The sequence below is a fragment of the Streptosporangium sp. NBC_01639 genome, from assembly GCF_045209755.1.
GTDB lineage: Bacteria > Actinomycetota > Actinomycetes > Streptosporangiales > Streptosporangiaceae > Streptosporangium.
This window is the reverse complement of record NZ_CP109272.1, coordinates 8,195,882-8,218,620: the sequence shown is the minus strand read 5'-3', so window position 1 is coordinate 8,218,620 and position 22,739 is coordinate 8,195,882. Positions and strand designations below refer to the sequence as shown.

Below are 22,739 nucleotides of genomic sequence, written 5' to 3'. Positions count from 1 at the left end.
CAGGTCAAACGGCAATATTTTAGAGGTTCGCACGATACGTCCCAGGCCGCGGGTCGGGTTTACTCGATCACATGCGGGCCAAAGCTGAACTCCACGTCCATATCGAGGGCACTCTCGAACCCGAACTCGTCGTCGAACTCGCCCGGCGCAACCGGATCGAACTGCCGACCTTCAACGTGGCGGCCATCCGGGCCCGCTATGACTTCACCGACCTGCAGTCCTTTCTCACCATCTACTACGAGAACATGGCCGTACTCCGGACCGAGCAGGACTTCTACGACCTCGCCGCCGCCTACCTCAGACGCGCCGGCACACAGGGCGTACGACACGCCGAGATCTTCTTCGACCCGCAGGCGCATCTCAGCCGGGGAGTCCCCCTGGAGACGGTGTTCGGCGGCCTGAGCGCGGCCATCAAGGACAGCGACGTCTCCGCCGCCCTGATCCTGTGCTTTCTGCGCGACCGCGGCGCCGAGGAGGCCGAGCAGGTGCTGCGAGCCGCGCTGCCCTACCGGGAGCGCTTCATCGGGGTCGGCCTGGACTCGGCGGAGGTGGGCCACCCCCCGTCGCTGTTTCGCCGCGTGTTCGACATCGCCGCCGCGGAGGGGCTGCGCCGGGTCGCGCACGCGGGTGAGGAGGGCGGACCCGACTACGTCTGGGAGGCCCTGGACATCCTCCGGGTGGAGCGCATCGACCACGGCATCCGGGCGATGGAGGACCCCCGGCTCGTGGCCCGGCTGCGTGACGAGCGCATCCCCCTGACCGTGTGCCCGCTGTCCAACGTACGGCTTCGCGCGTTCCCCTCGCTGCGCGACCACATCCTGCCCGCGATGCTCGACGAGGGCCTGATCGTGACCGTGAACTCCGACGATCCCGCCTACTTCGGCGGCTACGTCGAAGACAACTACCGAGCGCTCCGCGAGGAACTGGGCATGACCGACACCCAACTGGACCAGATCGCACGCAACTCCTTCGACGCCTCCTTCGTCCAGGCCTGAGCCTTGCCTGGCACGCCCTCCGCTATAAGGCCACTTTCCGTGATTGGACCTTTGAAAAGGGACCAATGGCCTCAATGATTGAGGCCATTATGAGTGAGATTTCCCTCCCAACCCTGGGCTCCCTGCCCAACCGGATCACCCGCCTGTACACGGGCCTCGCGCTCTACGGGGCCGGGGTCGGCCTGCAGATCGAGTCGCACCTGGGCGGCAGCCCCTGGGACGTGTTCCACCAGGGACTCTCCATCCACCTGGGCCTGTCGATCGGCACCTGGATCATCCTGGTGGGCGCCCTGGTCATGCTGCTGTGGATCCCGCTGCGGCAGCGCCCGGGGATCGGCACGATCAGCAACGTCGTCTTCCTCGGCCTGTTCGCCGACGCCGCCATGTGGCTGCTCCCGGCCCCCGACCCGCTGGCCGCGCGCTGGGCCTACCTGCTGCTCGGCGTCGTCGCCACCGGCGCGGCGACCGGCCTCTACATCGGCGCGGGCCTGGGCCCCGGCCCGCGCGACGGGCTGATGACCGGCCTCAACCGCCTCGGCCTGTCCATCGGTACGGCCCGCACGGTCATCGAGGTCACGGTGCTGGCCGCCGGCTGGCTGCTCGGCGGCACCGTGGGCATCGGCACCGTGGTGTTCGCCCTCGCGATCGGACCGCTCACCCAGTTCTTCATGCCCCGGATGCGGCCCAAGGTCTGACCGGGGACCGGCAAAGGCATTAGCGTCAAGACATGCGGATCGAAGATTACGCCCTGGTTGGAGACATGCAGTCGGCGGCCCTGATCGGCCGGAACGGCTCCATCGACTGGCTCTGCCTGCCGCGGTTCGACTCTCCGGCGTGTTTCGCGGCGCTGCTCGGCGACAAGCACAACGGGCAGTGGTGGCTCGGCCCCGCGGACGCCGGACGGCCCGCCGCCACCCGGCGGCACTACAAGGGCGAGTCCCTGGTGCTGGAGAGCGAATGGGACACCCCGGGCGGCACGGTCCGCGTGACCGACTTCATGCCCGCCCGGCAGGCCAACCCCGACCTGGTCAGAATCGTGGAGGGCGTGTCGGGAACGGTGGAGATGGCCACCGAGATCCGCGTCCGCTTCGACTACGGCCGGATCGTGCCCTGGGTGCGCCGCACCGACGGCCTGCTGCAGGCCGTCGGCGGCCCCGACTCGGTGTGGCTGCACTCCCCCGTGCCCCTGCAGGGCGGCGACTACGCGCACAAGGCGAGATTCCGGGTCTCCGCCGGGGAACGTCTGGCCTTCGTGTTCACCTGGCACCCCTCACACGAGCCCAGGCCGATCGAGATCGACCCGATCTACCAGTTGGACGAGACCGAGGCGCTGTGGGCCGAGTGGGCGCAGCAGTGCACCTACCAGGGGCCCTGGCGCGAGGCCGTGATCCGCTCCCTCATCACGCTCAAGGCGCTCACCTACGAGCCCACCGGGGGCATCGTCGCCGCCCCCACCACCTCGCTGCCCGAAGACCTCGGCGGAGTCCGCAACTGGGACTACCGCTTCTGCTGGCTGCGCGACGCCACCATGACGCTGGAGGCCCTCATCGGCGGCGGATACCTCCAAGAGGCCCGGGCCTGGCGGGAGTGGCTGCTGCGGGCGATCGCAGGCCGCGCCCAGGACCTGCAGATCATGTACAGCGTGTCCGGCGAACGCCGGCTGACGGAGCTGGAGCTCGACTGGCTGCCCGGCTATGAGGAGTCCCGGCCCGTGCGGATCGGCAACGGCGCGGTCAACCAGCTCCAGCTGGACGTCTACGGGGAGGTGATGAACGCCCTGTACCTGTCCCGCCTGTCGGGCATGGAGCCGGACGACCGCGCCTGGACCATCCAGCACGAGCTCATCAAATACGTGGAGGAGCACTGGGCCGAACCCGACGAGGGCCTGTGGGAGGTACGCGGCCCCCGCCGCCACTTCACCCACTCCAAAATGATGTGCTGGGTCGCCCTGGACCGGGCGATCAAGCAGTTGGAGGGCTTCGACCGGACCGGGCCGATGGAACGCTGGAGAGAACTGCGCGACCGGATCCACGCCGAGATCTGCGACAAGGGCTTCGACGAGACGCGTCAGACCTTCACCCAGTCCTACGGCTCACCCGAACTGGACGCCGCCCTGCTGCTGATCCCGATCGTCGGCTTCCTGCCACCCGACGATCCGCGCGTGATCGGCACGGTGGAGGCGATCCAGCGCGAGCTGATGGTCGACGGCTTCGTGCTGCGCTACCCGGTGGCCGCCGACAACGACGTGGACGGCCTACCCGGCGGCGAGGGCGCGTTCCTGGCCTGCAGCTTCTGGCTGGCCGAGGCCCTGGCGATGATCGGCCGCAAGGACGAGGCCGTCGAACTGTTCGAACACCTGCTGACCCTGCGCAACGACGTCGGCCTGCTCGCCGAGGAGTACGACCCCCGCTACGGACGCATGGTGGGCAATTTCCCGCAGGCCTTCAGCCATGTGCCGCTGATCCACACCGCCCGCGCGCTGAGCTGAGGCGACCCCACCGCACCCGTCACCCTCAGGCCGGGGCGGCACCGTCGTCGGGGCGGACGGCCAGGGCGGCCAGGACACGGGCGAACTCCGGCGGCGGGGCCACCACCAGCCGGGTCTGCCCGTCCTGACTGGCCAGATCGGCCCGCATCAAAGTGAGCCGGCCGTCGTGCCACCAGTAGACCTGCGGGCTGAGCGCGCCGGCACCCCGGTCGAACTCCCGCTGGGCGAACAGCCGCATCCGCTCGATCGCCCGGACCACGCTGATGCCCTCGACCGGATGGACGACCAGCGTGAAAGGATCGGGCAGCACGACGAGCACACCGTCGGCCGGGACCGTCAGGTAGTCCTCCAGCCGGCGCAGATGCGCGGCGGCACTCACGGTGGCACCGCTCAGCCGCCGGATCGCCACCCCGCCCAGCTCCTCCTCGGCGACCGACAGCGGCTCCTCGCCGCCGACGTTGCCCGCGGCCAGGTCCAGCGCCTGGGCGGCGGTGATCGGCCAGCAGCCGACCTCCTCCGGACGGACCGGCCGCCCGGCGGCGCCCTCGCCGACGACGAGCATCTCGACCAGGTCGGTGCTGAGATGGCGGCCGACCACCCGGGCCGCCCCCGCCTCCTCGTCGAGCCGGACCCGGGTCCGCAACAGCGGCCGGACCTGGGCCAGGTCACAGGCGTCGAACGGCTCGTCCACGGTGGCCAGGGCATGGGCCAGGTGTTCGGAGACGAGCATCGGCCAGTCCTCGCGCGAGCGGCGGCGCGCCTGCGCATGCAGCCCGGCCAGCCGCACCACGATCCGATGCGGGCCCGACAGCGTCAGCGTGCCGCCGTCGGGGGCGAAGGAACAGGTGTACCCGAGGGTGTCGGCGACCAAGGAGAGCAGCGAGTCGAGATCTACTTCCTCGATCGGACGCGGTGGCCTCTCGGCCTTCCGGTCACGACGCCGGTTGGTCTGTCGGTCACGATGCCGCCGGAACAGCCTCACGCATGCGCCCCTTCTGCCGGTTTCCTCCTAGGTCCGCACCTAGACTGCCTCCATGGGGTCCATGGTTGAACCGGTCAGAGAACACGATTCTGCATCAATAGCACCAAGTGCCCCTAACAGCACACTGAACTGTGGAGACCCGTGCCCCACCGGAAGCCCGGCGATCACCGGCACCCCGAGCGGCGCAAGCCGCTCCTCCAGCACCGGATAGGGATCCCCGCAGCCCTCCCAGGAGCCCAGGGCGATCCCGGCGACACCCTCCAGCGCCCCCGACCGGAGCAACTGGGTGAGCATCCGGTCGATCCGGTAAGGCTCCTCGGCGACGTCCTCCAGCAGAAGAATCCGCCCACGCGCCCGCAGCGCGTACGGCGTGCCGCACAGCGCGGCCAGCAGACTGAGGTTACCGCCCACCACCGGGGCCACCACCCTGCCCGCGGTGATCACCCGATCACCGGTGATCGGTGACGGCCCACCGAACAGCGCCTCGGTGAAATGCCGGAAAGAACGCGGCTCGGGCCCCTCCGGGTCACTGATCGTGGCGCAGGCGAGCATGGGACCGAACCAGGACGCGACACCCAACTCCACCGAGAACGCCTGGTGCAACGCGGTGACGTCACTTGAGCCGACCAGCGCCTTGGGCCTGGCGGCCCGCAGCGCGTCCCAGTCGAGCAGATCCAGGATCCGGGTGGCACCGTAACCGCCCCGGGCACAGATCACCGCGGCCACGGCCGGATCACACCAGGCCTCCTGCAGGTCGGCGGCCCGGGCGGCGTCGGACCCGGCCAGATAGCGGTCACGGTCGAGCACATGGGCCCCGGTGACGACCTTCAGCCCCAGACCCTCGAGCACCCCGACACCACGCGCCAGCCGCACCGGATCACAGGGCCCGGACGGAGCGACCACGGCCACCACGTCACCGGGCCGCAACGAGCGCGGAATGATCATGTCCTCTGACCGGGCGGGCACGGACGTGGCCGGTTCGTTCACCCCTCAAACGGTGCCACACTGGGCTCACATATGCGACCTCCGCCTCACATCCTCGTGGTCAACGGAATCAAGGTCCGCCAGCCGGTGTTCGTGCTCGCCGCCCCCCACTCCGGCGCGGACCTGCTCGCCCGTGCCCTGAAGCGCTCGCCCGGCTTCCACCTCACCATGGGACGCCCGGCGGTGACCCATGTCGTCTACGCCTTCGCCAGGCGCCCGTCCATCGCCGGCCGGGGCATGGGCGCCACCCGCGTGCTCCGCGACGCCCTGGCAGAGGCCTGGCAGATCATCCCGGGCGCGTGCCGCGACTGCCCGGCCCCCTGCCGCGAAGCGGGAGGCGTGACCGGCGACGGCCCGTGCACCGAACCGGGCACGGTGGCCCGGTTCGGCGACGCCAGCCCCGACCTGCTCTACAGCGCCTCGGTGCTGCTCCAGGCCTTCCCCGACGCCAGATTCGTCCAGCTCATCAGAGACGGGCGCGACGTCGCCGCCGACATGCTGGCCGACCCGGCCAGCCTGGCCTGGTTCAAACCGGTCATGCTGAACGACGAGACGGAGTTCCCCAACCCCTTCTTCGGCGTCAACGCGGCCGAGCACAGCGACCGCTGGAAAGCCATGCCCACCGCCGGCAAATGCGCGCTGCGCTGGCGCAGCGCGGTCCGCCTCGCCGCCACCCTGCACCAGGAACTCCCCCGCGAGCAACTGCTGACCCTACGCTACGAAGACCTGGTCACCTCCCCCGACCAGGCACTGAACGGCCTCTCGGCCTTCCTGGAGACCCGGGTCCCCAAAGTCGCCCTGTACGGCAGAAGCATCCCGAAGGTGGGAACCTGGCGCACCCGCCTGCGGGGCCCGGACGCCGAACTCGTGGAGAAGGTCGCCCGCGACGAGCTCAGCCGCCTGGGCTACCGGTGACCGGCCCGATCACACCTGCGCGCTGAACTGGGTGCGATAGAGCTCGGCGTAGACCTCGCCCCTGGCCAGCAACTCCTCATGACGGCCCCGCTCCACGACCCGGCCGTCCTGCACCACCAGGATCTGGTCCGCCTCCCGGATGGTCGACAGCCGGTGCGCGATGACCAGCGAGGTCCGCCCCGCCAGCGCGCTCTTGAGCGCCTGCTGGACCGCCGCCTCAGACTCGGAGTCCAGGTGCGCGGTGGCCTCGTCGAGCACGACCACCCGGGGCGCCTTGAGCAGCAGCCTGGCCAGGGCCAGCCGCTGCTTCTCGCCACCCGACAGCCGGTAGCCCCGATCGCCCACCACGGTCTCCAGCCCCTCGGGCAGCTCCTCGACCAGATGGGCGATCTGCGCGGCACGCAGCGCGTCCCACATCTCCTCCTCACCGGCCCCGGGCCTGGCATAGGCCAGGTTGGCGCCGATGGTGTCGTGGAACAGATGGGCGTCCTGCATGACCACACCCACGGTCTCGCGCAGCGAGTTGAAGGTGGCATCGCGCACGTCCAGGCCGTTGATCCGGACCGCACCCTCGTCGACGTCGTAAAGCCGGGAGACCAGGCTCGTGATGGTCGTCTTACCCGCACCGGAGTGACCGACCAGCGCGATCATCTCACCCGGCCGGGCGGTGAAGGAGATGCCCCGCAGCACCTCCTGGCCGGGCCCGCTGTCGGGCCGCGCCACCGCCTCCAGCGAGGCGAGCGACACCTCCGCGGCACCCGGGTAGCGGAACCGGACGTCGTCGAACTCGACCGAGGCCGCCCCCGCGGGAACGGTCCGGGCATCCGGCCGCTCGGCCACCATCGGCGCCAGATCGAGCACCTCGAAGACCCGGTCGAAGCTGACCAGCGCGGTCATCACATCGACGTGCACATTGGACAGGCTGGTCAGCGGGCCGTACAACCGCATCAGCAGGGCCGCGAGGGCGACCAGGGTGCCGAGCTCGAAGACCCCGTCGACGGCCAGCAGACCGCCCGCGCCGTACACCAGCGCGGTGGCCAGCGCCGCGACCAGGCCGAGCGCGACCCGGAACACCGTCCCGTACATCCCGACGGTGACCCCGACATCACGCACCTGCCCGGCCCTGCCGGCGAAGCCCACGGCCTCCTCGTCGGGCCTGCCGTACAACTTGGCCACCATCGCGCCGGCGACGTTGAACCGCTCGGTCATCATGGAGCTCATCTCCGCGTCGAGCTCCATCTGCCGGCGGGTGAGCCCGGACATCTTCCTGCCGACCCACTTGGCCGGGAAGACGAAGATCGGCAACAGCACCAGGGCGACAAGGGTGATCTGCCAGGACAGCACCAGCATGGCGCAGAGCACCAGGACCAGCATGACCACGTTGGACACGACCGACGACAACGTGCTGGTCAGCGCCCGCTGCGCGCCGATCACATCGGTGTTCAGCCGGGAGACCAGGGCGCCGGTCTGGGTCCGCATGAAGAACGCCACGGGCATCCGCTGCACATGGTCGAAGACCTCGGTGCGCAGGTTGTAGATCAGACCCTCACCGACCCGCGCCGAAAACCAGCGCTGGCCCAGGGTCAGCGCCGCGTCCGCCACCGCCAGGACCGCGATGACCACCGCCAGGGCGACCACCACCCCGGGCCGCTTCGGAGTGATCCCGTTGTCGATGATCGCCTTCATCAGCAACGGATTGGCGATCACAATGCCGGAACCGACCACGACGAGCGTCAGAAAAGCCGTGATGTGCCGCGAGAACGGCCGCGCGTACCGCGCGATGCGACGGACCGTACCCGGCGCCAGACGTTCCTTGGTCACCGAGCTGTCGCGCCGCAACGAGCGCATCGCCTGCGGGCCGAACCCACCCGTCATCGCCATATGGCCTCCCTTCCCGGTGGCAGCGCCGGGAAGGGCACCTTCATTCCCCCGTCAGCTTCCGGCGAACAGCGACTTGACCCGCACCACCTGCTCACGCCGTTCGGCGGCACACTGCTCCTCCAGAGTGCGCCCGGCCGCGCCCTGAAGCAGCCGCTTGGTCGCCGTCGCGGCGTCCCTGTCGGTGGCCAGCAGCGCCGCGGTCAGATCGGCCACGGCTCCCGCGAGATCCTGCGGGGCGACGACCAACTCCGCCAGGCCGATCCTGGCCGCCTCCTCCGCCCCCACGATGCGGGCAGTGAGGCAGATCTCGACCGCACGGGACAGGCCCACGAGATCGACCAGCGGCTTGGTGCCGGTCAGGTCGGGGACCAGCCCCAGCGCGGGTTCCTTCATGCACAGCTTGGCGTCGTCGGCCAGCACCCGCACATCGCAGGCGAGCGCAAGCTGGAACCCCGCACCGATCGCATGCCCCTGTACGGCTGCGACCGAGACGATCTCGGGGCGTCGCAGCCACAGGAACCCCTGTTGAGCCTGCGCTATCCGCTGCTCGAAGGTCGAATCGTCGAGTGCGGCAGATGACGCGAACGAGCCCTGACCGGGAACCCCCTCGGGGGTGAACATCCGCAGGTCGATACCGGCTGAGAAGGACGGCCCCTCACCTCTGATCACGACGACCCTCACCTGCTGTGGCAGGGTGTCACCGATCTGAGCCAGCGCCGACCAGGTCGCGAACGTCTGTGCGTTCCTTCTCCCCGGCCGGTTCAGCGTGATCGTCGCGATCTCGCCGTCCACCTCGAAGCGCAGACCGACCTCCTCGAGGGAGATCCTCCCCGCCTTCCCCCCGAACGTCACTTCCGCCATCGCCCGCTCTCCCACCTGTCGCTCCGCGTGTCACCCGAGCCTATCGATTCTCTAGAATGAGGTTCTATAGGCTCGGGTGGCACGTCTCGGCGCTGGGACGAGCGGCTGCGGACGCGCGTTCCGAGGCGGGGTCAGCGCTTTGACTTACCTCGGGTGGCGCCACCGCGCCCGCGCAGAGTCACACCGGACTCGCTCAGGATGCGGTGGATGAAGCCGTATGACCTGCCGGTCGAAGCCGCCAGCGCCCGGATGCTCTCACCCGCGCTGTAGCGTTTCTTCAGATCGGCGGCCAGTTTGTCGCGATCGGCCCCGGTCACCCGGGTGCCTTTCTTAAGAGTCTCGGCCACGAGTACCTCCTGTAGTGCCAGACTTCCGCAGCGTTACTCACGCCATGATCAGTCATTTCAGCGAGATCGGCTACCTACTCCATGGGAAAAGATCCGTACCCGCTCAAATTAAGATCAGGCAAGTGCCACAAGATCGGAAAATTCATCGCTCCAAGCATCTTCAACTCCGTCAGGCAGCAAGATCACCCTATCTGGTTGCAGGGCCTCGACAGCACCCTCATCGTGCGTGACGAGCACAATCGCCCCAGAATAGGACCTTAGCGCCGAAAGCACCTGCTCCCTACTCGCCGGATCAAGGTTGTTGGTCGGCTCGTCGAGGAGCAGGACATTGGCCGCCGACAACACCAGAGTGGCCAGGGCCAGCCGGGTCTTCTCCCCCCCGGAGAGCACCCCGGCCGGCTTGTCCACGTCATCCCCGGTGAACAGGAACGAACCCAGAACCTTGCGAAGCTCGACGTCGGCGAGCGTCCCCCCGGCCGAGCGCATGTTCTCCAGAACCGTCCGACCCGGATCGATCGTCTCGTGCTCCTGGGCGTAATAGCCCAGCTTGAGCCCATGCCCCGGCTTGACGACACCGGTGTCAGGCTGCTCGATACCCCCCAGAATGCGGAGCAACGTGGTCTTACCCGCACCGTTCAGACCCAGGATGACGACCCTGGTCCCCTTGTCCACGGCCGCGTCCACATCGGTGAAGACCTCCAGCGAGCCATAGGACTTCGACAGGGCCTCCGCGGCGATCGGAGTGCGCCCACAGGGCGCGGGCTCGGGAAAACGCAGCTTGGCGACCTTGTCGCTGCGCCGCTCGACCTCCAGGCCGGACAGCAGGCGCTCAGCCCGACGCTGCATGTCCTGCGCCGCCTTGGCCTTGGTCGCCTTGGCCCGCATCTTGTCGGCCTGCGACATCAGCACCGACGCCTGCTTCTCGGCGTTGGCACGCTCGCGCTTCCTGCGCTTCTCGTCGGTCTCACGCTGGGCCAGGTAGGTCTTCCAGCCCACGTTGTAGGTGTCGATCGTCGCGCGGTTGGCGTCGAGGTGCAGAACCCGGTTTACCGTCGCTTCAAGAAGCCCGACGTCGTGGCTAATAATGATCAAGCCGCCCTGATGCGATCGTAAAAAATCACGAAGCCACCCGATTGAGTCTGCATCGAGGTGGTTTGTCGGCTCATCAAGAAGGAGAGTCTCCGCTCCGCTGAAAAGAATGCGCGCCAACTCGACCCGTCTGCGCTGCCCCCCCGACAGAGTCTCCAGCGGCTGACCCAGCACCCGATCGGGCAGACCGAGACTGGAAGCGATCGACGCCGCCTCCGACTCGGCCGAATACCCGCCCAGCACATGCAGCCGATCCTCCAGCCGCCCGTAGGCGCGCACCGCCCGATCCCTCGTACGCTCATCCGCCGACGCCATGCCGATCTCGGCATCACGCAGCTCCCTGAGCACCTCATCCAGCCCCCGCGCGGACAGGATGCGATCACGGGCGAGCACCTGAAGATCACCGGTCCGCGGATCCTGCGGAAGATAACCCACGGCCCCACTGGTGGAGACCGTGCCACTCGCGGGCATCCCCTCCCCCGCGAGCACCCTGGTCAAAGTGGTCTTACCGGCCCCGTTACGGCCGACGAGCCCGATCTTGTCACCGGGATTCACCCGGAACGACGCACCCTCGATGAGCAGCCGTGCCCCGGCGCGCAGTTCGATGTCAGAAGCTACGATCATAGTTGGAGAACACTCCCAGACTGGAAAGAAACAGGCTCACCTCGCTGTGGCCGAACCCACCGCGGCCTGTCTCCTGCGGCTCTCGGCTCGGCTGTCTCGCCTCATCAGGGCAGCGTCAATCGGAAGTGCGCATACCGATCAGTGTACGGCGCGCACACGGCCGCTTTCCCCTGATTAACCGGGGTCGATCACCTTGACGCGGACCGCACGGAACTGAGCGGGCGCACCGGAGAGCACAACCAGCCGGGGATCGGGCACCACCAGGAAAGGCGCGACCTCCAGCGCGAACACCCCGGCGAGCCTGCGATCAGACCGCAGAGCGTCCACCGCCCGCCGATCACCCCCCAGGACCACCGCCTCCAACTCGGCCACCTGCGGACCGAGAATCCGCAACGCCACCTCCGCCGCCGCGTCATACGCCTGACCGGCCTGATTCTCCCTGCGCCGGGCGAACCGCCGCTGAGACCAACCACCCGCCGCACTCCGGCCATGGACCAACCGCGACCCCACCTTGGAGGAGACGAGCACCTCACCCTGGAAGATCCCGGCCGCATGACCACCCAACCGCACCAGCAGCACCCCGACCCTGCGCTCCCTGCGCGCATGAGAGATGAGCCGAGCCAGCGGCCCACCCCCCGAGGAGGTCAACGGCGGAAACGGCACCTGGAACTCGGCGACGGCACCATCGGCCCCCCGAAGCCGCACGACCTCACCGTCGGCCGTCACGCTCGGCGGACCATGCCGCTCGACGAAACCGTCCACCCAGCGGCCGAGGCGCTCCGGCCCCACCAGGACCCAGCGCCCCCCACCCTTGGCCGGCCGAGAACTCATGGAATGGGACACTACCGGTCCCCCAGCCCGGCGGCCCGCCGTAGGCGGCTCCAACGGCCTACGGGCGGCACTGTTCGCTCCCGCGGCGAGTCTGCCGTCGCGCTGCATGCGCTGGAATCGGTGGGTTTCCCGCTCCGCTGCCTTTACATTGTAGATTTAAAGCGGCGCCTTGTCCCAGCCGTCGGGGACGGCCTCAGCTTCCTTGCATGTTTCACATAGCCATATGCTACGACTTAGGCTTACCTAATTTGAGATGATCGGACGTGGTGTATGGCAGAGGACAGGCCCGCACGCAGGGTGACCCGCAGCGAGGTGCGGCGGGTGGAGCGACTCACCCCGCACATGATCCGGGTGATTCTCGGCGGTGACGGGCTCGCCGGGTTCGAGGCGGACGAGTTCACCGACCACTATGTGAAGCTCCTGTTCCCCCCGGCCGGGGTGAGCTATCCGGCACCGTTCGACCTGGAGGCGATCAAGCGCGATCTGCCCCCCGAGCAGTGGCCCACCACCCGCACCTACACCGTCCGCGCCTGGGACCCGGAGGTGGCCGAGCTGACGCTCGACTTCGTCTACCACGGCGACAACGGCCTCGCCGGACCCTGGGCCGCGCGGGTACGACCCGGTGAAGAGATCCACTTCTTCGGCCCCGGCGGTGGCTACGCGCCCGACCCGCAGGCCGGCTGGCACCTGCTCGTGGGTGACGAGAGCGCCTTGCCGGCCATCGCCGCCTCCCTGGAACGCCTGCCGGCCGGCGCCCTGGCCCATGTGTTCCTGGAAGTGGCCGGCCCGCAGGAGGAGCAGCCCCTCGACTCCCCCGGTGACGCCAAAATCGTCTGGCTGCACCGGGGCGCGGCGCCGGTCGGCGAGGCACTGGTGACAGCCGTGCGCGAGCTCGACTTCCCCGACGGCACCCTGCACGCCTTCGTCCACGGGGAGGCGGGTTTCGTCAAGGAGCTCCGCCGCCACCTGCGGACCGAGCGGGGCGTCCCGCTGTCGCAGCTGTCCATCTCCGGTTACTGGCGCCTGGGCCGCGACGACGAGGCCTGGCGCTCCTCCAAAAAGGAGTGGAACCGGCAGATCGAGGAGGAGGAGGCCGCGGCGCTTCCGTCCTGACCCGTGGTGGCCCGGCTCGCGGACCGCGCCGGAGCCGCTAGCCGAGGTCCAGTGCCATGACGATGCCGAGACCGACGACGTGGAGCAGCACCACGAGCGTGATGAGGAAGACGAACACGAACTTCGCCGGTCCGTGCTCGAAGTGCTTGCCGTCCCGGAGCGCGGGTCGCTCCGCCTGACGGTCCGCGATCCGCTCTTCGAGGGACTTTCTCTTCTGGTGGGCCATGAGATGTTCCCGAGGTGAGATGGGTGGGAGTCGAAGCGGGTGAACGCCCGCGCCGGGCGGGCTCACCCGCGGGCCTCGGCCCGTAATTCGGCCAGTAGCTCTCCCTGACCGGCCAGCAACTCGGCCAGAATCCATCGCGCGGTCACCATGAGCTCGGTCACATCAGGGGTGGACAGAGTGTATACGACGGTGGCCCCCTCACGGGTGGCGGCCACGATCCCCGCCCGGCGCAGCACGGCCAGTTGCTGCGAGAGGCTGGAGGCCTCGATGTCGATCGCGCTCAGGAGATCCCGTACCGGAAGGGGGCCCTCCTGCAGCAGTTCGAGCACCCGGATGCGGACCGGATGCCCCAGCGTGCGGAAGAACTCGGCCTTGGCCTGGTACAGCGAGACCGGCATGTCACGCCGCTCCGCCGACGGGCGTGTCGGCCGTACCGGATGCGTGTCGTACGTCGACGCCATGCTGCTCGGCGATGCGCAGCAGGTTCTCCAGACGCCCGGACAGCACCTCGACCGAATGGTCGTCAAAAGCCTGTCGCATGAGTTGCAGCTCGGCGTCGACCTCGTCGACGCGCGCCCGCAGCTCCGCGGCGAACTCGCTCATCGACCACCTCCGGCATGGAGTCCCTGAACCCTGACCATGGGAAGCGGGCGCGGCGCGGCGGCGCGGAGCGCCGGCAGGTCCGGAGAGAAGGAGAGACCGCAGATCCCCGGCGTGGGCCGTGGGGAGGAGGTCGAACTCCCGCCGCCCATACTTTTCAGCACCTGGATGGCGAACACAGTTACTTATGATGTGGCAAATTGCATAATTGTTCAAATCGTCAGCATCATAGGTAGAATGCCAGCGGCAGTCCGGCTCCGGATGTCGCCCGCGGCCCTGGCCGGACCAGGCCGAGGGCGAGCAGGCGTCTCCGTGCACGGCTGCCGCCCGGCAGGACATGGCATATCGTGTAAAGCCTTGCCAATGCGATGAGGCACAGTGACCAGAGGCCGGAGACGGCCTGCGCGAGGGAGTACAGCCAATGGGGCGGGGTCGAGCCAAGGCTAAGCAGACGAAGGTGGCCCGTGAGCTGAAGTACGGCAGCCACGACATCGACCTCGCGCGGTTGCGCGAGGAGCTCAGCGCCGGTGACCGTCTCGCGCGAAACGACGAGGCCGACGCCCCCGCTGAGGAGTCGGCCGACCGGTAGCCCGAGGCCGCCCCGGCCCGGCCGGGGCGGCGCCGGGATCTCAGAGGCGGCAGGCGAAGATGGCGGTGACCAGGATGGCCTTCGCCCCCATCTCCCAGAGCTGGTCCATCACCTGCTGGTGCCCCTTGCGCGGCACCATGGCGCGGACCGCGACCCAGCCCTCCCGGTGCAGCGGGGAGACCGTGGGCCCCTCCATGCCCGGGGTCAGGGCGATGGCCTCCTCGATCCGCTCGGCCCGGATGTCATAGTCCATCATCACGTAGTCACGGGCCACCAGCACGCCCTGCAGGCGGCGGAGGAGCTGTTGCAGCCCCTGACTCTCCACGCCGCCGATCCCCTTGATCAGCACGGCCTCGGAGCGGGTGATCGGCTCGCCGAACACCTCCAGCCCGATGTTGCGCAGCGTGGTGCCGGTCTCCACGACATCGGCCACGGCGTCGGCCACGCCCAGCCGGACGGCGGTCTCGACGGCACCGTCCAGCTTGATCACCCGGGCCTCGACCCCCTGCTCGGCGAGGTAGGCCTCCAGCAGGCCGGCGTAGGAGGTGGCGATGCGCTTGCCCTTGAGGTCGGCGACCGAGGAGAACGCGCCCGGGTCGGCGGCGAAGCGGAAGGTGGACCTTCCGAAGCCGAGGGGCAGGATCTCCTCGACCCGCGCACCGGAGTCGTGGAGCATGTCGCGGCCGGTGATCCCGGCGTCGAGTGTGCCCTCGCCGACGTAGACGGCGATGTCCTTCGGGCGCAGGAAGAACAGCTCACAGGAGTTTTCCGGGTCGATGACCACGAGCTCCTTGCTGTCCGTGCGCGCGCGGTATCCGGCTTCCTTGAGCATCGTCTGGGCGGCCTCGGTGAGGGCGCCCTTGTTGGGAACGGCGAGACGGAGCATGACGCGGAGATTCCTTACCTGGATGGTGGTCGCTACGAGGCTGGAGCCGGGCGCACCGGCTCACAGATGCTTGTAGACCTCGTCCAGCCCGATCCCTTTGGAGATCATGAGAACCTGCACGTGGTAGAGGAGCTGGGAGATCTCCTCGGCGGCTCGCTCGTTGGACTCGTGCTCGGCCGCCATCCAGCTCTCGGCGGCCTCCTCCACGACCTTCTTACCGATGGCATGGACCCCGGCATCCAGCGCGGCCACGGTCCCCGAGCCCTCGGGCCGGGTGCGCGCCTTGTCGGACAGCTCGGCGTACAGCTCTTCGAAGGTCTTCATGATCTCTCTCGACGTCGTCGGATGTGCCCTCCCAGCCTAATGGCCCCACCGCTCCGGAATCGAACACGTCCATCGTCTGAACGCCGGCGGCGGCCCCGGTGAGGGCCGGGCCTCCGGGCGAGTCATCTCAGACCGCGCCTTCCCGCGGCGACACCGGGCTCCGCCGGACGAAGTGGCCGGGTTCGGCCTCCACCAGGGCGGAGGGCTCCTGCGGCCCGTCGGCGGCCACCACGGGCACGCCGTCCCATCTGGTGGTGAGCTGGGGCACCGAGGCGAGGAGCCTGGCCGTGTAGGGATGCAGGGGGTTGCCGAACACCCGGTCCGTCGTGCCCGCCTCGACCACCCGCCCCCGGTACAGCACCACGGCCTGCTCGCTGATGTAGTTGCCCAGCGAGAGGTCGTGTGTGACGAACAGCACGCCGAGACCGCGCGCCTTCAGGTCTGCGAGCAGGTTGAGCACGTCGATCCGGGTGGAGGCGTCGAGCATGCTGGTGATCTCGTCGGCCACCAGGAAGCGCAGGTCGAGCAGGAGCGCCCTGGCGATCAGCAGGCGCTGCAACTGGCCGCCGCTGAGCTGGTGCGGATATTTGCCCAGAACTTGGCCGGGGTTGAGCCGGACCGCCTTGAGCGACTCCTCCATCCTGCCGTCCCACTCCGTGGAGGCGACCTCGGGGAAATACTCCTGTTTGATCATTCTGAGCACGCGGTCGGCCTTGAAGACCGGGTTGTAGCAGCTGAACGGGTCCTGGAACACGCCCTGGACCTGCCGGTAGTAGGCCTTGCCGGGGGCCGCCCGGGCCCCGTCGAGGGTGATCGAGCCCCCGGTGGGCCGCAGCAGGCCCAGGACCATCCTGCCGATGGTGCTCTTGCCGCTGCCGCTCTCGCCGATGAGGGAGACCACCTCACCGGGGCGCAGGTCGAAGCTCACGTCGTCGACGGCGGTCAGGGTCTTCCCGCCGAAGGCGCCCACCTTGTAGATCTTCGTGACTCCGTCGAGTTTCAGCATCAGGCCTTCCAGCAGGCGACGTGGTGGCCGGGGACGACCTCGACCACCGGGGGTTCCTCGGCGCACCTGTCGAACGCCAGGGGGCAGCGGTCCCTGAACCTGCACCCGGCGGGCGGGTCCAGCAGGGAGGGCGGCTCACCGGGGATACCGGAGAGCCTGCGGTCGGCGTAGCGGACGCCGACCTCGGGCAGCGAGGAGATCAGCAGCCGGGTGTACGGGTGGCGCGGCGCGGTGACGATCACACCGGCCGGGGCCCGCTCCGCGAGTTTTCCGGCGTACATGACCATGATCGTGTCGGCGATCTGGTAGGTCAGCGAGATGTCGTGGGTGATGAAGATCATGCTTTTGACGAAGCCGCGGTCCCGGAACTCCACGAGCGTCCTGGCCACGGCCTGCTGGGTCGACACGTCGAGTGCGGAGGTGATCTCGTCGGCGATGAGCAGGGAGGGGTCGAGCAGGGTGGAGATGACTATCACCATGCGCTGCTTCATGCCTCCCGACAGTTCGATCGGGTAGCGCTCCAGGACCTCACGCGGCAGCTCGACCAGGGCCAGCCGGCGTTCCAGCTCGGCGGTGTCCAGGCGCTCCCCCCTGGCGTGGAGCAGCTCGGCGACCATCTTGCCGATCTTGCGGGTCGGGTTCATGGCGCTCATGGAGTACTGGGGGACGATGGAGACCTCCCGGAAGCGGAAGCGGTCCATCCGCCGGTCGTCCCCGAGCGGCAGCTCCTGCCCGTCGAGCTCGGCGCCCCCTCCCTTGAGCCGCATCCGGCCGTCCATCCTGATCAGGCTCTTGCCGAGGGTGGTCTTGCCGCATCCGGACTCCCCCGCCAGCCCGAGGATCTCCCCGTCGCCGACCTCGAAGCTGACGCCGTCGAGCGCCTTCACCTCGCCGCGCAGGGTCCGGTAGTGCACCCGCAGGTCGCTCACACGCAGGGTCACGGCGCCTCCCCGGCGGTCGTGTCGTTTCGCTGCCCGTTCAACTACAGCTCCCGCAGTTTGGGGTTGAACACCTCGTCCAAGCCGACGTTCATGACGTAGAGGGCGCCGACGATCGCGGTGATGCCGGCCCCCGGCGGTACGAACCACCACCACAGGCCCAGATGGAGCGCGCTCCAGCGGGCCGCGTTGTTGAGCATCAGGCCGAGTGAGACCCCCTGGCTGGGGCCGAGCCCGATGAAGTCGAGCGAGGCGGCGATCAGGATCGACCCGCCGAACAGCAGGATGAAGGTCATCACCAGGTAGGAGCTCATGTTGGGCGCGATCTCCCTGGAGATGATCTTCCAGGTGGACACGCCGCTCAGCCTCGCCAGGTCCACGAAGTCGCGTGAGCGCAGCGAGAACGTCTGGGCTCTGATGGCCCTGGCCGCCCACGGCCAGGAGGTGAGCCCGATGAACAGCGCCTGCACGCCGACGCTGCGGATGCCCAGGTAGGCGTTGACGATCAGGAGCACGGCCAGCGCGGGCAGGACCAGGACGATGTTGGTGAGCATGTTCAGCACCTCGTCGACCAGGCCGCCCCGGTAGCCGGCGGTGAACCCGATCACCATGCCGATGACCGCGGCCAGCCCGCCGCCGAGCACCCCCACCACGAACGTGATCCGCAGGCCGTACACGAACTGGGCGAAGACGTCCTGACCGAACATCGTGGTGCCGAACCAGCGCTCGGACGAGGGCGGCGAGGCCGGAGCGGCGACGTAGGCGTTCGGGTCACCGCCGGTGAGCAGCGGGCCGGCCACGGCCAGGACGAGCAGCGGGAGCAGTACGGCGAGCCCCGCCAGGAGCTTGCCGTTGCGGACCGCGAAGTACAGGGCCTCGTTCCGCCGGGCGGGAACGGCCGGGGCGGCCTGGGGAGCCGTCTCGGGGGTGGTGCCGGGGTCGGCCGTCATGCCGCCTCGCCTCCCATTCCGGTCCTGGTGCGCGGGTCGACCAGGACGTAGACGACGTCGATGACGAAGTTGGCGGCCAGCACTCCGACGACGATGAACAGGAAGGCCCCCTGCAGCAGGAAGAAGTCCTGGTTCTGGATGGCCTGGAGGATCAGGTGACCGAGCCCCGGGTAGGAGAAGACGATCTCGGTGACCAGGGCGCCCGCCACGAGCACTCCGAGCTGCAGGGCCAGGCCGGTGATCTGCGGCAGGACGGCGTTCCTGAACGCGTAGCGCCGGATCAGCCGTGCGGGCGCGCCGAGCGAGGCGAGATAGGTGGAGTAGTCGGCCTCCAGCTCGTAGATGATCATGTTGCGCATGCCGATCGCCCATCCGCCGAAGGCGACGAGGAACAGCGAGGCGAACGGCAGGAACCAGTGCAACGCGAGATCGCCGGCGAACTCCCAGGACCAGTTCGGCCGCATGGCGAAGCTGTAGCCGCCGGAGACGGGGAAGACTCCCGCGACGACGCCCAGTCCCCAGGCCAGCAGGATGGCCAGCCACATGTAGGGGGTCGCGGTGAGCACGTAGCCGATGGGCAGTGCCGTGTTGTCGAGCCAGCTGCGCCTGGCCGCGAACGCGCCGAACCTGTTGCCCGCCCACCAGCTGAGCAGGATGGCCGGAACGAGCAGAGCCAGCGTGTACGGCACGGCCCGCATGATGACGTCGGTGACGGGCGTCGGGAACAGCCAGACGCTGATGCCGAGATCCCCGCGGAAGAGGGCGGCCCAGAAATTGCCGTACTGCTGCCAGAGCGGCAGGTCGAGCCCGAACAGGCCGGTGTAGTGGGCGCGCATGGCCTCCACCGCGGCGGGCTGCGAGACGTTGGCTCTGGCGAGCATGCTCTGTACGGGGTCACCCGGCATGAAGCGCGGGATCATCCAGTTGATCGTGACGGCCACCAGGAAGGTGAGCCCGTAGACGAGTAGCTTCCTGCCGAAATAGCGTCGCAAACGATCCTCCCGAATCGGCGAGATGGGCCCCTGCCCCTCGCCGGGAGCCCGCGGAATCCCCCGCGGGTCCCGGAGCGGGGCAGGGGGCTGCGTCGCCGGTCAGCCGCCGGCCGGCTTGAGCTCGGTGAGGGTCAGGACTCCGCCCAGCTCCAGCCAGTTGCGCCACATGGTCGGCGGGGTCTTGGGGGTGCCGGGCGCCGACGACGGCCAGTTCGTCCAGACCGCATTGCTGGTCTGGGCCCACAGGCCGTTGTACCAGAGCGGGATCACCGGCAGATCGTCCAGCTGGATCTTCTGGATCTCCGAGGCGACCTGCTTCATCCCCTCGACGTCGTCGACCTTCTTGCCGTCGAGCTCCTGAACCAGGTCCCAGGCCTCCTTGTTCTTGTAGCGGCCGAAGTTGACCGTGTTCTGCACCTTGTTGACCGGCTGCTGGAAGATGTAGTCGTAGTACATCCAGGGGGTGTTGGACAGCTGCCGCTCGTTGTTGAGCAGCAGGTCGAACTTGCCCGAACCGCGCTGGTCGACCAGGGCGTTGTAGTCGGGGAACTCGGCGGTGAGGTCGATGCCGGCGGCCTTGGCGCCCTCGGCGATGACCCGGGCGGCCTCCATCCAGTCGGTCCACCCGGCCGGAACGATGATCTTCAGCGAGGCCTTGGAGCCGTCCTTGTTCTCCACCAGCCCGTCACCGTCGGTGTCCTTGTAGCCGGCGTCGGCCAGGAGCTTCTTCGCCTTCCCGGTGTCGAAGGAGAAGCCCTTCTCGGCCACCACGGCCTGGTCGATGTATTTGTCCCACTGGGGAAGCAGGCCGGTGGGACTGGCCGCCTTGACGATGTTGCCGTAGACGCCTTCGACGATCTTCTTGGTGTCGATGGAGCCGGCGAGCGCCTTGCGGAAGGCGGGGTCGCTCGTCGGCTTCTTCTCCGTGTTGGGGACCAGGAAGGCGGTGTTGGCCGAGAGCATGTACGGCGGCTCGGGGTAGTAGGTCTGGATACCGAAGTTGCCCTTGACCAGGTTGGCCACCCCGGGCAGGAAGTTGTTGCTGAGATCCAGGCCTTTCTGCAGCAGCAGGCCCATCGCCACCTCGTTGCTGGAGTTGACGATGTCGACGACGTACTTGGGCTTGACGTCCTTGCCCAGCGCCGCCGTGGCCCACCAGCCGTCGCGCTTGACCCAGGCCACACGGTCCTGGTCGTGGCTGTGGTAGGCGTACGGCCCGGTGCCGACCGGCTTCTCGTTGGTCCCGTTCATCACCTCGTCCTCCGAGCGCCCCTCCCAGATGTGCTTGGGGACGATCGCGTTGTTGTAGACCCAGTTGGCCCACTGCTGGTGGTTGGCCTTGGAGAAGGTGAACGTCACCTTCTGGTCACCGGTCGCCTCGGCCTTCTCCAGCCAGGTCCACAGATTGGCGTAGGGGACCGTCTTCATCTTGCCGAGCTCGACGGTGAAGATCACGTCGGCGGCGGTGAAGGGCTTGCCGTCCGCCCAGGTGACGCCTTTGCGGAGGTTGAGCTCGTAGGTCTTCTCACCGGTCCAGGTGCCGCTCTCCGCCAGCCACGGCGTGAACTTGTCCGTCTGGGGGTCGTACAGGAACAGCGTCTCGTAGACGAGCCCCTTGGTCCCGGTGGCCGAGTCCCAGGTGCGCAGCGGATTCCAGTTGGCCGGCGGGCCCCACTGGGTGCCGCTGGTGTAGAGGGTCTCGTTGCGCGGGAAGGACCCGCCGGCCGCGGGTGCGGGTGCGGAGGCCGGTCCGCCCGAGGCCTGTGGTGGTGCGCTGGGAGCGGACGGCTGAGTCGAGCCTTCCGTGCAGGCCGCCGCGAGCAGGCAGGTCGCCGCGCCAAGGGCAAGGAACCGCCGTCGAGTCCGCATCGTTGTCTCCTCTTCAGCATGGGAGCGCTCCCAACCGACTACCCGCGCGACCGCATGCGACTGCTGAACCGGATAAGTAACGCGACCGTAAAGTCCGGGTGTCTAGCGTGTCAATAGCTTTCTGGACCGGTTCAGTTACAATCGGGGCGATCAGCAAGGGAGACCATGAGAAGACCGACGATCGCGGACGTCGCCAGGCAGGCCGGAGTCTCCAAGGGGGCGGTCTCCTACGCTCTCAACGGGCAGCCGGGGGTTTCGGAGAGCACCCGCGCCAGGATCCTGGCGATCGCCGAGGAGATCGGCTGGCGTCCCAGCAGCGCCGCCCGCACGCTGAACGACGCACGGGCGCACACCGTCGGGCTGGCCCTGTGCCGGCCGGCTCGCGTGCTGGGCGTGGAGCCGTTCTTCATGGAGCTCGTCAGCGGCATCGAGGCCGAGTTGTCGGCCCGCTCCTACGCGCTCATGCTGCAGGTGGTCGCCGACCACGGGCGGGAGATCGAGGTCTACCGCCGCTGGTGGGGCGAGGGCCGCATCGACGGGGCCATCCTGGTCGACCTGCACGTCGACGACCCCCGCGTGGCCGGTCTGGAGGCGCTCGGCCTGCCCACCGTGGTGCTCGGCCATCCGTCCGGAGCAGGGACGCTGCCCGCCGTCTGGTCGGACGACGGACGTGCCGTACACGAGACGGTGGAGTATCTGGTCGCGCTGGGACACCGCAGGATCGCCAGGGTCGGCGGCCTGCCGCGCCTGGTGCACACCGCGTTGCGGGACCGGGCCTTCACCGGTGCCTGCGCCGGCCTGGGGGCCGAGCAGGTGACGGCGCATACCGACTACACCGGCGAGGAGGGCGCACGGGCCACCCGGCGGCTGCTCAGCTCCCCCGTACGACCCACCGCGATCGTCTACGACAACGACATCATGGCCGTGGCCGGCCTGTCGGTGTCCCGGGAGATGGGACTCGACGTCCCCCGGGACCTGTCGATCGTCGCGTGGGACGACTCGCCGCTGTCGCAGGTGGTCCGTCCGCCGCTCACCGCGCTCAGCCGCGACATCCCGGCGTACGGCGGGCACGCGGCCCGCCGGCTGCTCGCTCTCATCGCGGGTGACCAGGTGACCGCGTTCGAGGACCGTGCCGCCCGCCTCACCCCCCGGGACAGCACCGCTCCCCCGCTCGCCGGCGCCGGGTGAACCGTCCCCGGAGACGCCCGAGGGGCCGGTACGGCGGATCGCCGTACCGGCCCCTCGGGGT

24 protein-coding genes are annotated in these 22,739 nt (G+C 68.8%); 7 read left to right on the top strand and 17 right to left on the bottom strand.

Features of this window, described 5'->3' with window-relative positions; genetic code table 11:
• The first annotated feature begins 71 nt into the window (after nucleotides 1-71).
• The 3 genes from OHA77_RS37360 (at nucleotide 72) to OHA77_RS37350 (ending at nucleotide 3,483) form a co-directional block, all read left to right on the top strand.
• A complete protein-coding gene (locus OHA77_RS37360; protein WP_406313893.1) occupies nucleotides 72-995 on the top strand; it encodes an adenosine deaminase in 924 nt (307 codons plus the stop codon).
• A gap of 89 nt (nucleotides 996-1,084) precedes the next feature.
• A complete protein-coding gene (locus OHA77_RS37355) occupies nucleotides 1,085-1,690 on the top strand; it encodes a hypothetical protein (RefSeq protein ID WP_326823495.1) in 606 nt (201 codons plus the stop codon).
• A 32-nt stretch (nucleotides 1,691-1,722) separates the two neighbouring features.
• A complete protein-coding gene (locus OHA77_RS37350; RefSeq protein ID WP_406313892.1) occupies nucleotides 1,723-3,483 on the top strand; it encodes a glycoside hydrolase family 15 protein in 1,761 nt (586 codons plus the stop codon).
• 25 nt (nucleotides 3,484-3,508) lie between these two features.
• Here the strand turns inward: OHA77_RS37350 and OHA77_RS37345 are convergent, their stop codons facing one another.
• Nucleotides 3,509-4,465, bottom strand: a complete 957-nt coding sequence (locus OHA77_RS37345; RefSeq protein WP_406313891.1) for a hypothetical protein — start codon at nucleotides 4,463-4,465, stop codon at nucleotides 3,509-3,511.
• A gap of 39 nt (nucleotides 4,466-4,504) precedes the next feature.
• Entirely contained in the window at nucleotides 4,505-5,452 is a 948-nt protein-coding gene (locus OHA77_RS37340) for an LD-carboxypeptidase (RefSeq protein WP_406313890.1), read from the bottom strand.
• 30 nt (nucleotides 5,453-5,482) lie between these two features.
• Here OHA77_RS37340 and OHA77_RS37335 point away from each other — a divergent pair, with 30 nt between their 5' ends.
• A complete protein-coding gene (locus OHA77_RS37335; protein WP_406313889.1) occupies nucleotides 5,483-6,364 on the top strand; it encodes a sulfotransferase family protein in 882 nt (293 codons plus the stop codon).
• 9 nt (nucleotides 6,365-6,373) lie between these two features.
• On the opposite strand, the gene OHA77_RS37330 is transcribed toward OHA77_RS37335, so the two are convergent.
• The 5 genes from OHA77_RS37330 to OHA77_RS37310 form a co-directional block, all read right to left on the bottom strand.
• Nucleotides 6,374-8,245: an ABC transporter ATP-binding protein gene (locus tag OHA77_RS37330; RefSeq protein ID WP_406313888.1), complete on the bottom strand. Its 1,872-nt coding sequence runs from the start codon at nucleotides 8,243-8,245 to the stop codon at nucleotides 6,374-6,376.
• Between the two features lie 51 nt (nucleotides 8,246-8,296).
• The gene (locus tag OHA77_RS37325; protein WP_406313887.1) at nucleotides 8,297-9,106 is read right to left on the bottom strand and encodes an enoyl-CoA hydratase/isomerase family protein; all 810 of its coding nucleotides are present in this window, start codon (nucleotides 9,104-9,106) and stop codon (nucleotides 8,297-8,299) included.
• 131 nt (nucleotides 9,107-9,237) lie between these two features.
• Nucleotides 9,238-9,453, bottom strand: coding sequence for a helix-turn-helix domain-containing protein (locus OHA77_RS37320; protein WP_012892441.1), 216 nt, complete (start codon nucleotides 9,451-9,453; stop codon nucleotides 9,238-9,240).
• Between the two features lie 114 nt (nucleotides 9,454-9,567).
• The gene (locus tag OHA77_RS37315) at nucleotides 9,568-11,166 is read right to left on the bottom strand and encodes an ABC-F family ATP-binding cassette domain-containing protein (RefSeq protein ID WP_326823502.1); all 1,599 of its coding nucleotides are present in this window, start codon (nucleotides 11,164-11,166) and stop codon (nucleotides 9,568-9,570) included.
• A gap of 174 nt (nucleotides 11,167-11,340) precedes the next feature.
• Nucleotides 11,341-11,997, bottom strand: coding sequence for an acVLRF1 family peptidyl-tRNA hydrolase (locus tag OHA77_RS37310; RefSeq protein ID WP_326823503.1), 657 nt, complete (start codon nucleotides 11,995-11,997; stop codon nucleotides 11,341-11,343).
• Between the two features lie 270 nt (nucleotides 11,998-12,267).
• On the opposite strand from OHA77_RS37310, the gene OHA77_RS37305 reads away from it, so the two are divergent.
• Nucleotides 12,268-13,110: a siderophore-interacting protein gene (locus OHA77_RS37305; RefSeq protein ID WP_406313886.1), complete on the top strand. Its 843-nt coding sequence runs from the start codon at nucleotides 12,268-12,270 to the stop codon at nucleotides 13,108-13,110.
• A gap of 37 nt (nucleotides 13,111-13,147) precedes the next feature.
• On the opposite strand, the gene OHA77_RS37300 is transcribed toward OHA77_RS37305, so the two are convergent.
• The 3 genes from OHA77_RS37300 to OHA77_RS37290 all read right to left on the bottom strand — a co-directional run bounded on the left by OHA77_RS37300 (nucleotide 13,148) and on the right by OHA77_RS37290 (nucleotide 13,939).
• A complete protein-coding gene (locus OHA77_RS37300) occupies nucleotides 13,148-13,336 on the bottom strand; it encodes a hypothetical protein (RefSeq protein ID WP_326823505.1) in 189 nt (62 codons plus the stop codon).
• Nucleotides 13,337-13,398: 62 nt separating this feature from the next.
• Nucleotides 13,399-13,734 carry a metalloregulator ArsR/SmtB family transcription factor gene (locus OHA77_RS37295; protein WP_326823506.1) on the bottom strand — a complete coding sequence of 112 codons (336 nt, stop codon included), beginning with the start codon at nucleotides 13,732-13,734 and terminating at the stop codon, nucleotides 13,399-13,401.
• Between the two features lies 1 nt (nucleotide 13,735).
• Complete coding sequence (locus OHA77_RS37290) at nucleotides 13,736-13,939, bottom strand: hypothetical protein (RefSeq protein WP_326823507.1); 204 nt, start codon at nucleotides 13,937-13,939, stop codon at nucleotides 13,736-13,738.
• Nucleotides 13,940-14,357: 418 nt separating this feature from the next.
• On the opposite strand from OHA77_RS37290, the gene OHA77_RS37285 reads away from it, so the two are divergent.
• Complete coding sequence (locus OHA77_RS37285; protein WP_326823508.1) at nucleotides 14,358-14,525, top strand: DUF3073 family protein; 168 nt, start codon at nucleotides 14,358-14,360, stop codon at nucleotides 14,523-14,525.
• Nucleotides 14,526-14,565: 40 nt separating this feature from the next.
• Here OHA77_RS37285 and hisG read toward each other — a convergent pair whose 3' ends face one another.
• The 7 genes from hisG to OHA77_RS37250 all read right to left on the bottom strand — a co-directional run bounded on the left by hisG (nucleotide 14,566) and on the right by OHA77_RS37250 (nucleotide 21,490).
• Entirely contained in the window at nucleotides 14,566-15,411 is an 846-nt protein-coding gene (hisG, locus tag OHA77_RS37280; protein ID WP_326823509.1) for an ATP phosphoribosyltransferase, read from the bottom strand.
• Nucleotides 15,412-15,471: 60 nt separating this feature from the next.
• Nucleotides 15,472-15,735, bottom strand: a complete 264-nt coding sequence (locus OHA77_RS37275) for a phosphoribosyl-ATP diphosphatase (protein WP_184758206.1) — start codon at nucleotides 15,733-15,735, stop codon at nucleotides 15,472-15,474.
• Between the two features lie 127 nt (nucleotides 15,736-15,862).
• Nucleotides 15,863-16,741 carry an ATP-binding cassette domain-containing protein gene (locus OHA77_RS37270; protein ID WP_406313885.1) on the bottom strand — a complete coding sequence of 293 codons (879 nt, stop codon included), beginning with the start codon at nucleotides 16,739-16,741 and terminating at the stop codon, nucleotides 15,863-15,865.
• A complete protein-coding gene (locus OHA77_RS37265) occupies nucleotides 16,741-17,682 on the bottom strand; it encodes an ABC transporter ATP-binding protein (protein ID WP_326823511.1) in 942 nt (313 codons plus the stop codon). The genes OHA77_RS37270 and OHA77_RS37265 overlap by 1 nt, the downstream gene beginning before the upstream one ends.
• A gap of 41 nt (nucleotides 17,683-17,723) precedes the next feature.
• Complete coding sequence (locus OHA77_RS37260) at nucleotides 17,724-18,629, bottom strand: ABC transporter permease (protein WP_326823512.1); 906 nt, start codon at nucleotides 18,627-18,629, stop codon at nucleotides 17,724-17,726.
• On the bottom strand, nucleotides 18,626-19,621 hold the full coding sequence (locus OHA77_RS37255; protein WP_326823513.1) for an ABC transporter permease: 996 nt from the start codon (nucleotides 19,619-19,621) through the stop codon (nucleotides 18,626-18,628). Before OHA77_RS37255 ends, OHA77_RS37260 begins: the two co-directional genes overlap by 4 nt.
• Before the next feature lie 99 nt (nucleotides 19,622-19,720).
• Complete coding sequence (locus OHA77_RS37250) at nucleotides 19,721-21,490, bottom strand: ABC transporter substrate-binding protein (protein WP_406313884.1); 1,770 nt, start codon at nucleotides 21,488-21,490, stop codon at nucleotides 19,721-19,723.
• Between the two features lie 165 nt (nucleotides 21,491-21,655).
• Between OHA77_RS37250 and OHA77_RS37245 the strand changes: the two genes are divergently transcribed.
• Entirely contained in the window at nucleotides 21,656-22,678 is a 1,023-nt protein-coding gene (locus OHA77_RS37245; RefSeq protein ID WP_406313883.1) for a LacI family DNA-binding transcriptional regulator, read from the top strand.
• The last annotated feature ends 61 nt before the right edge of the window (nucleotides 22,679-22,739 follow it).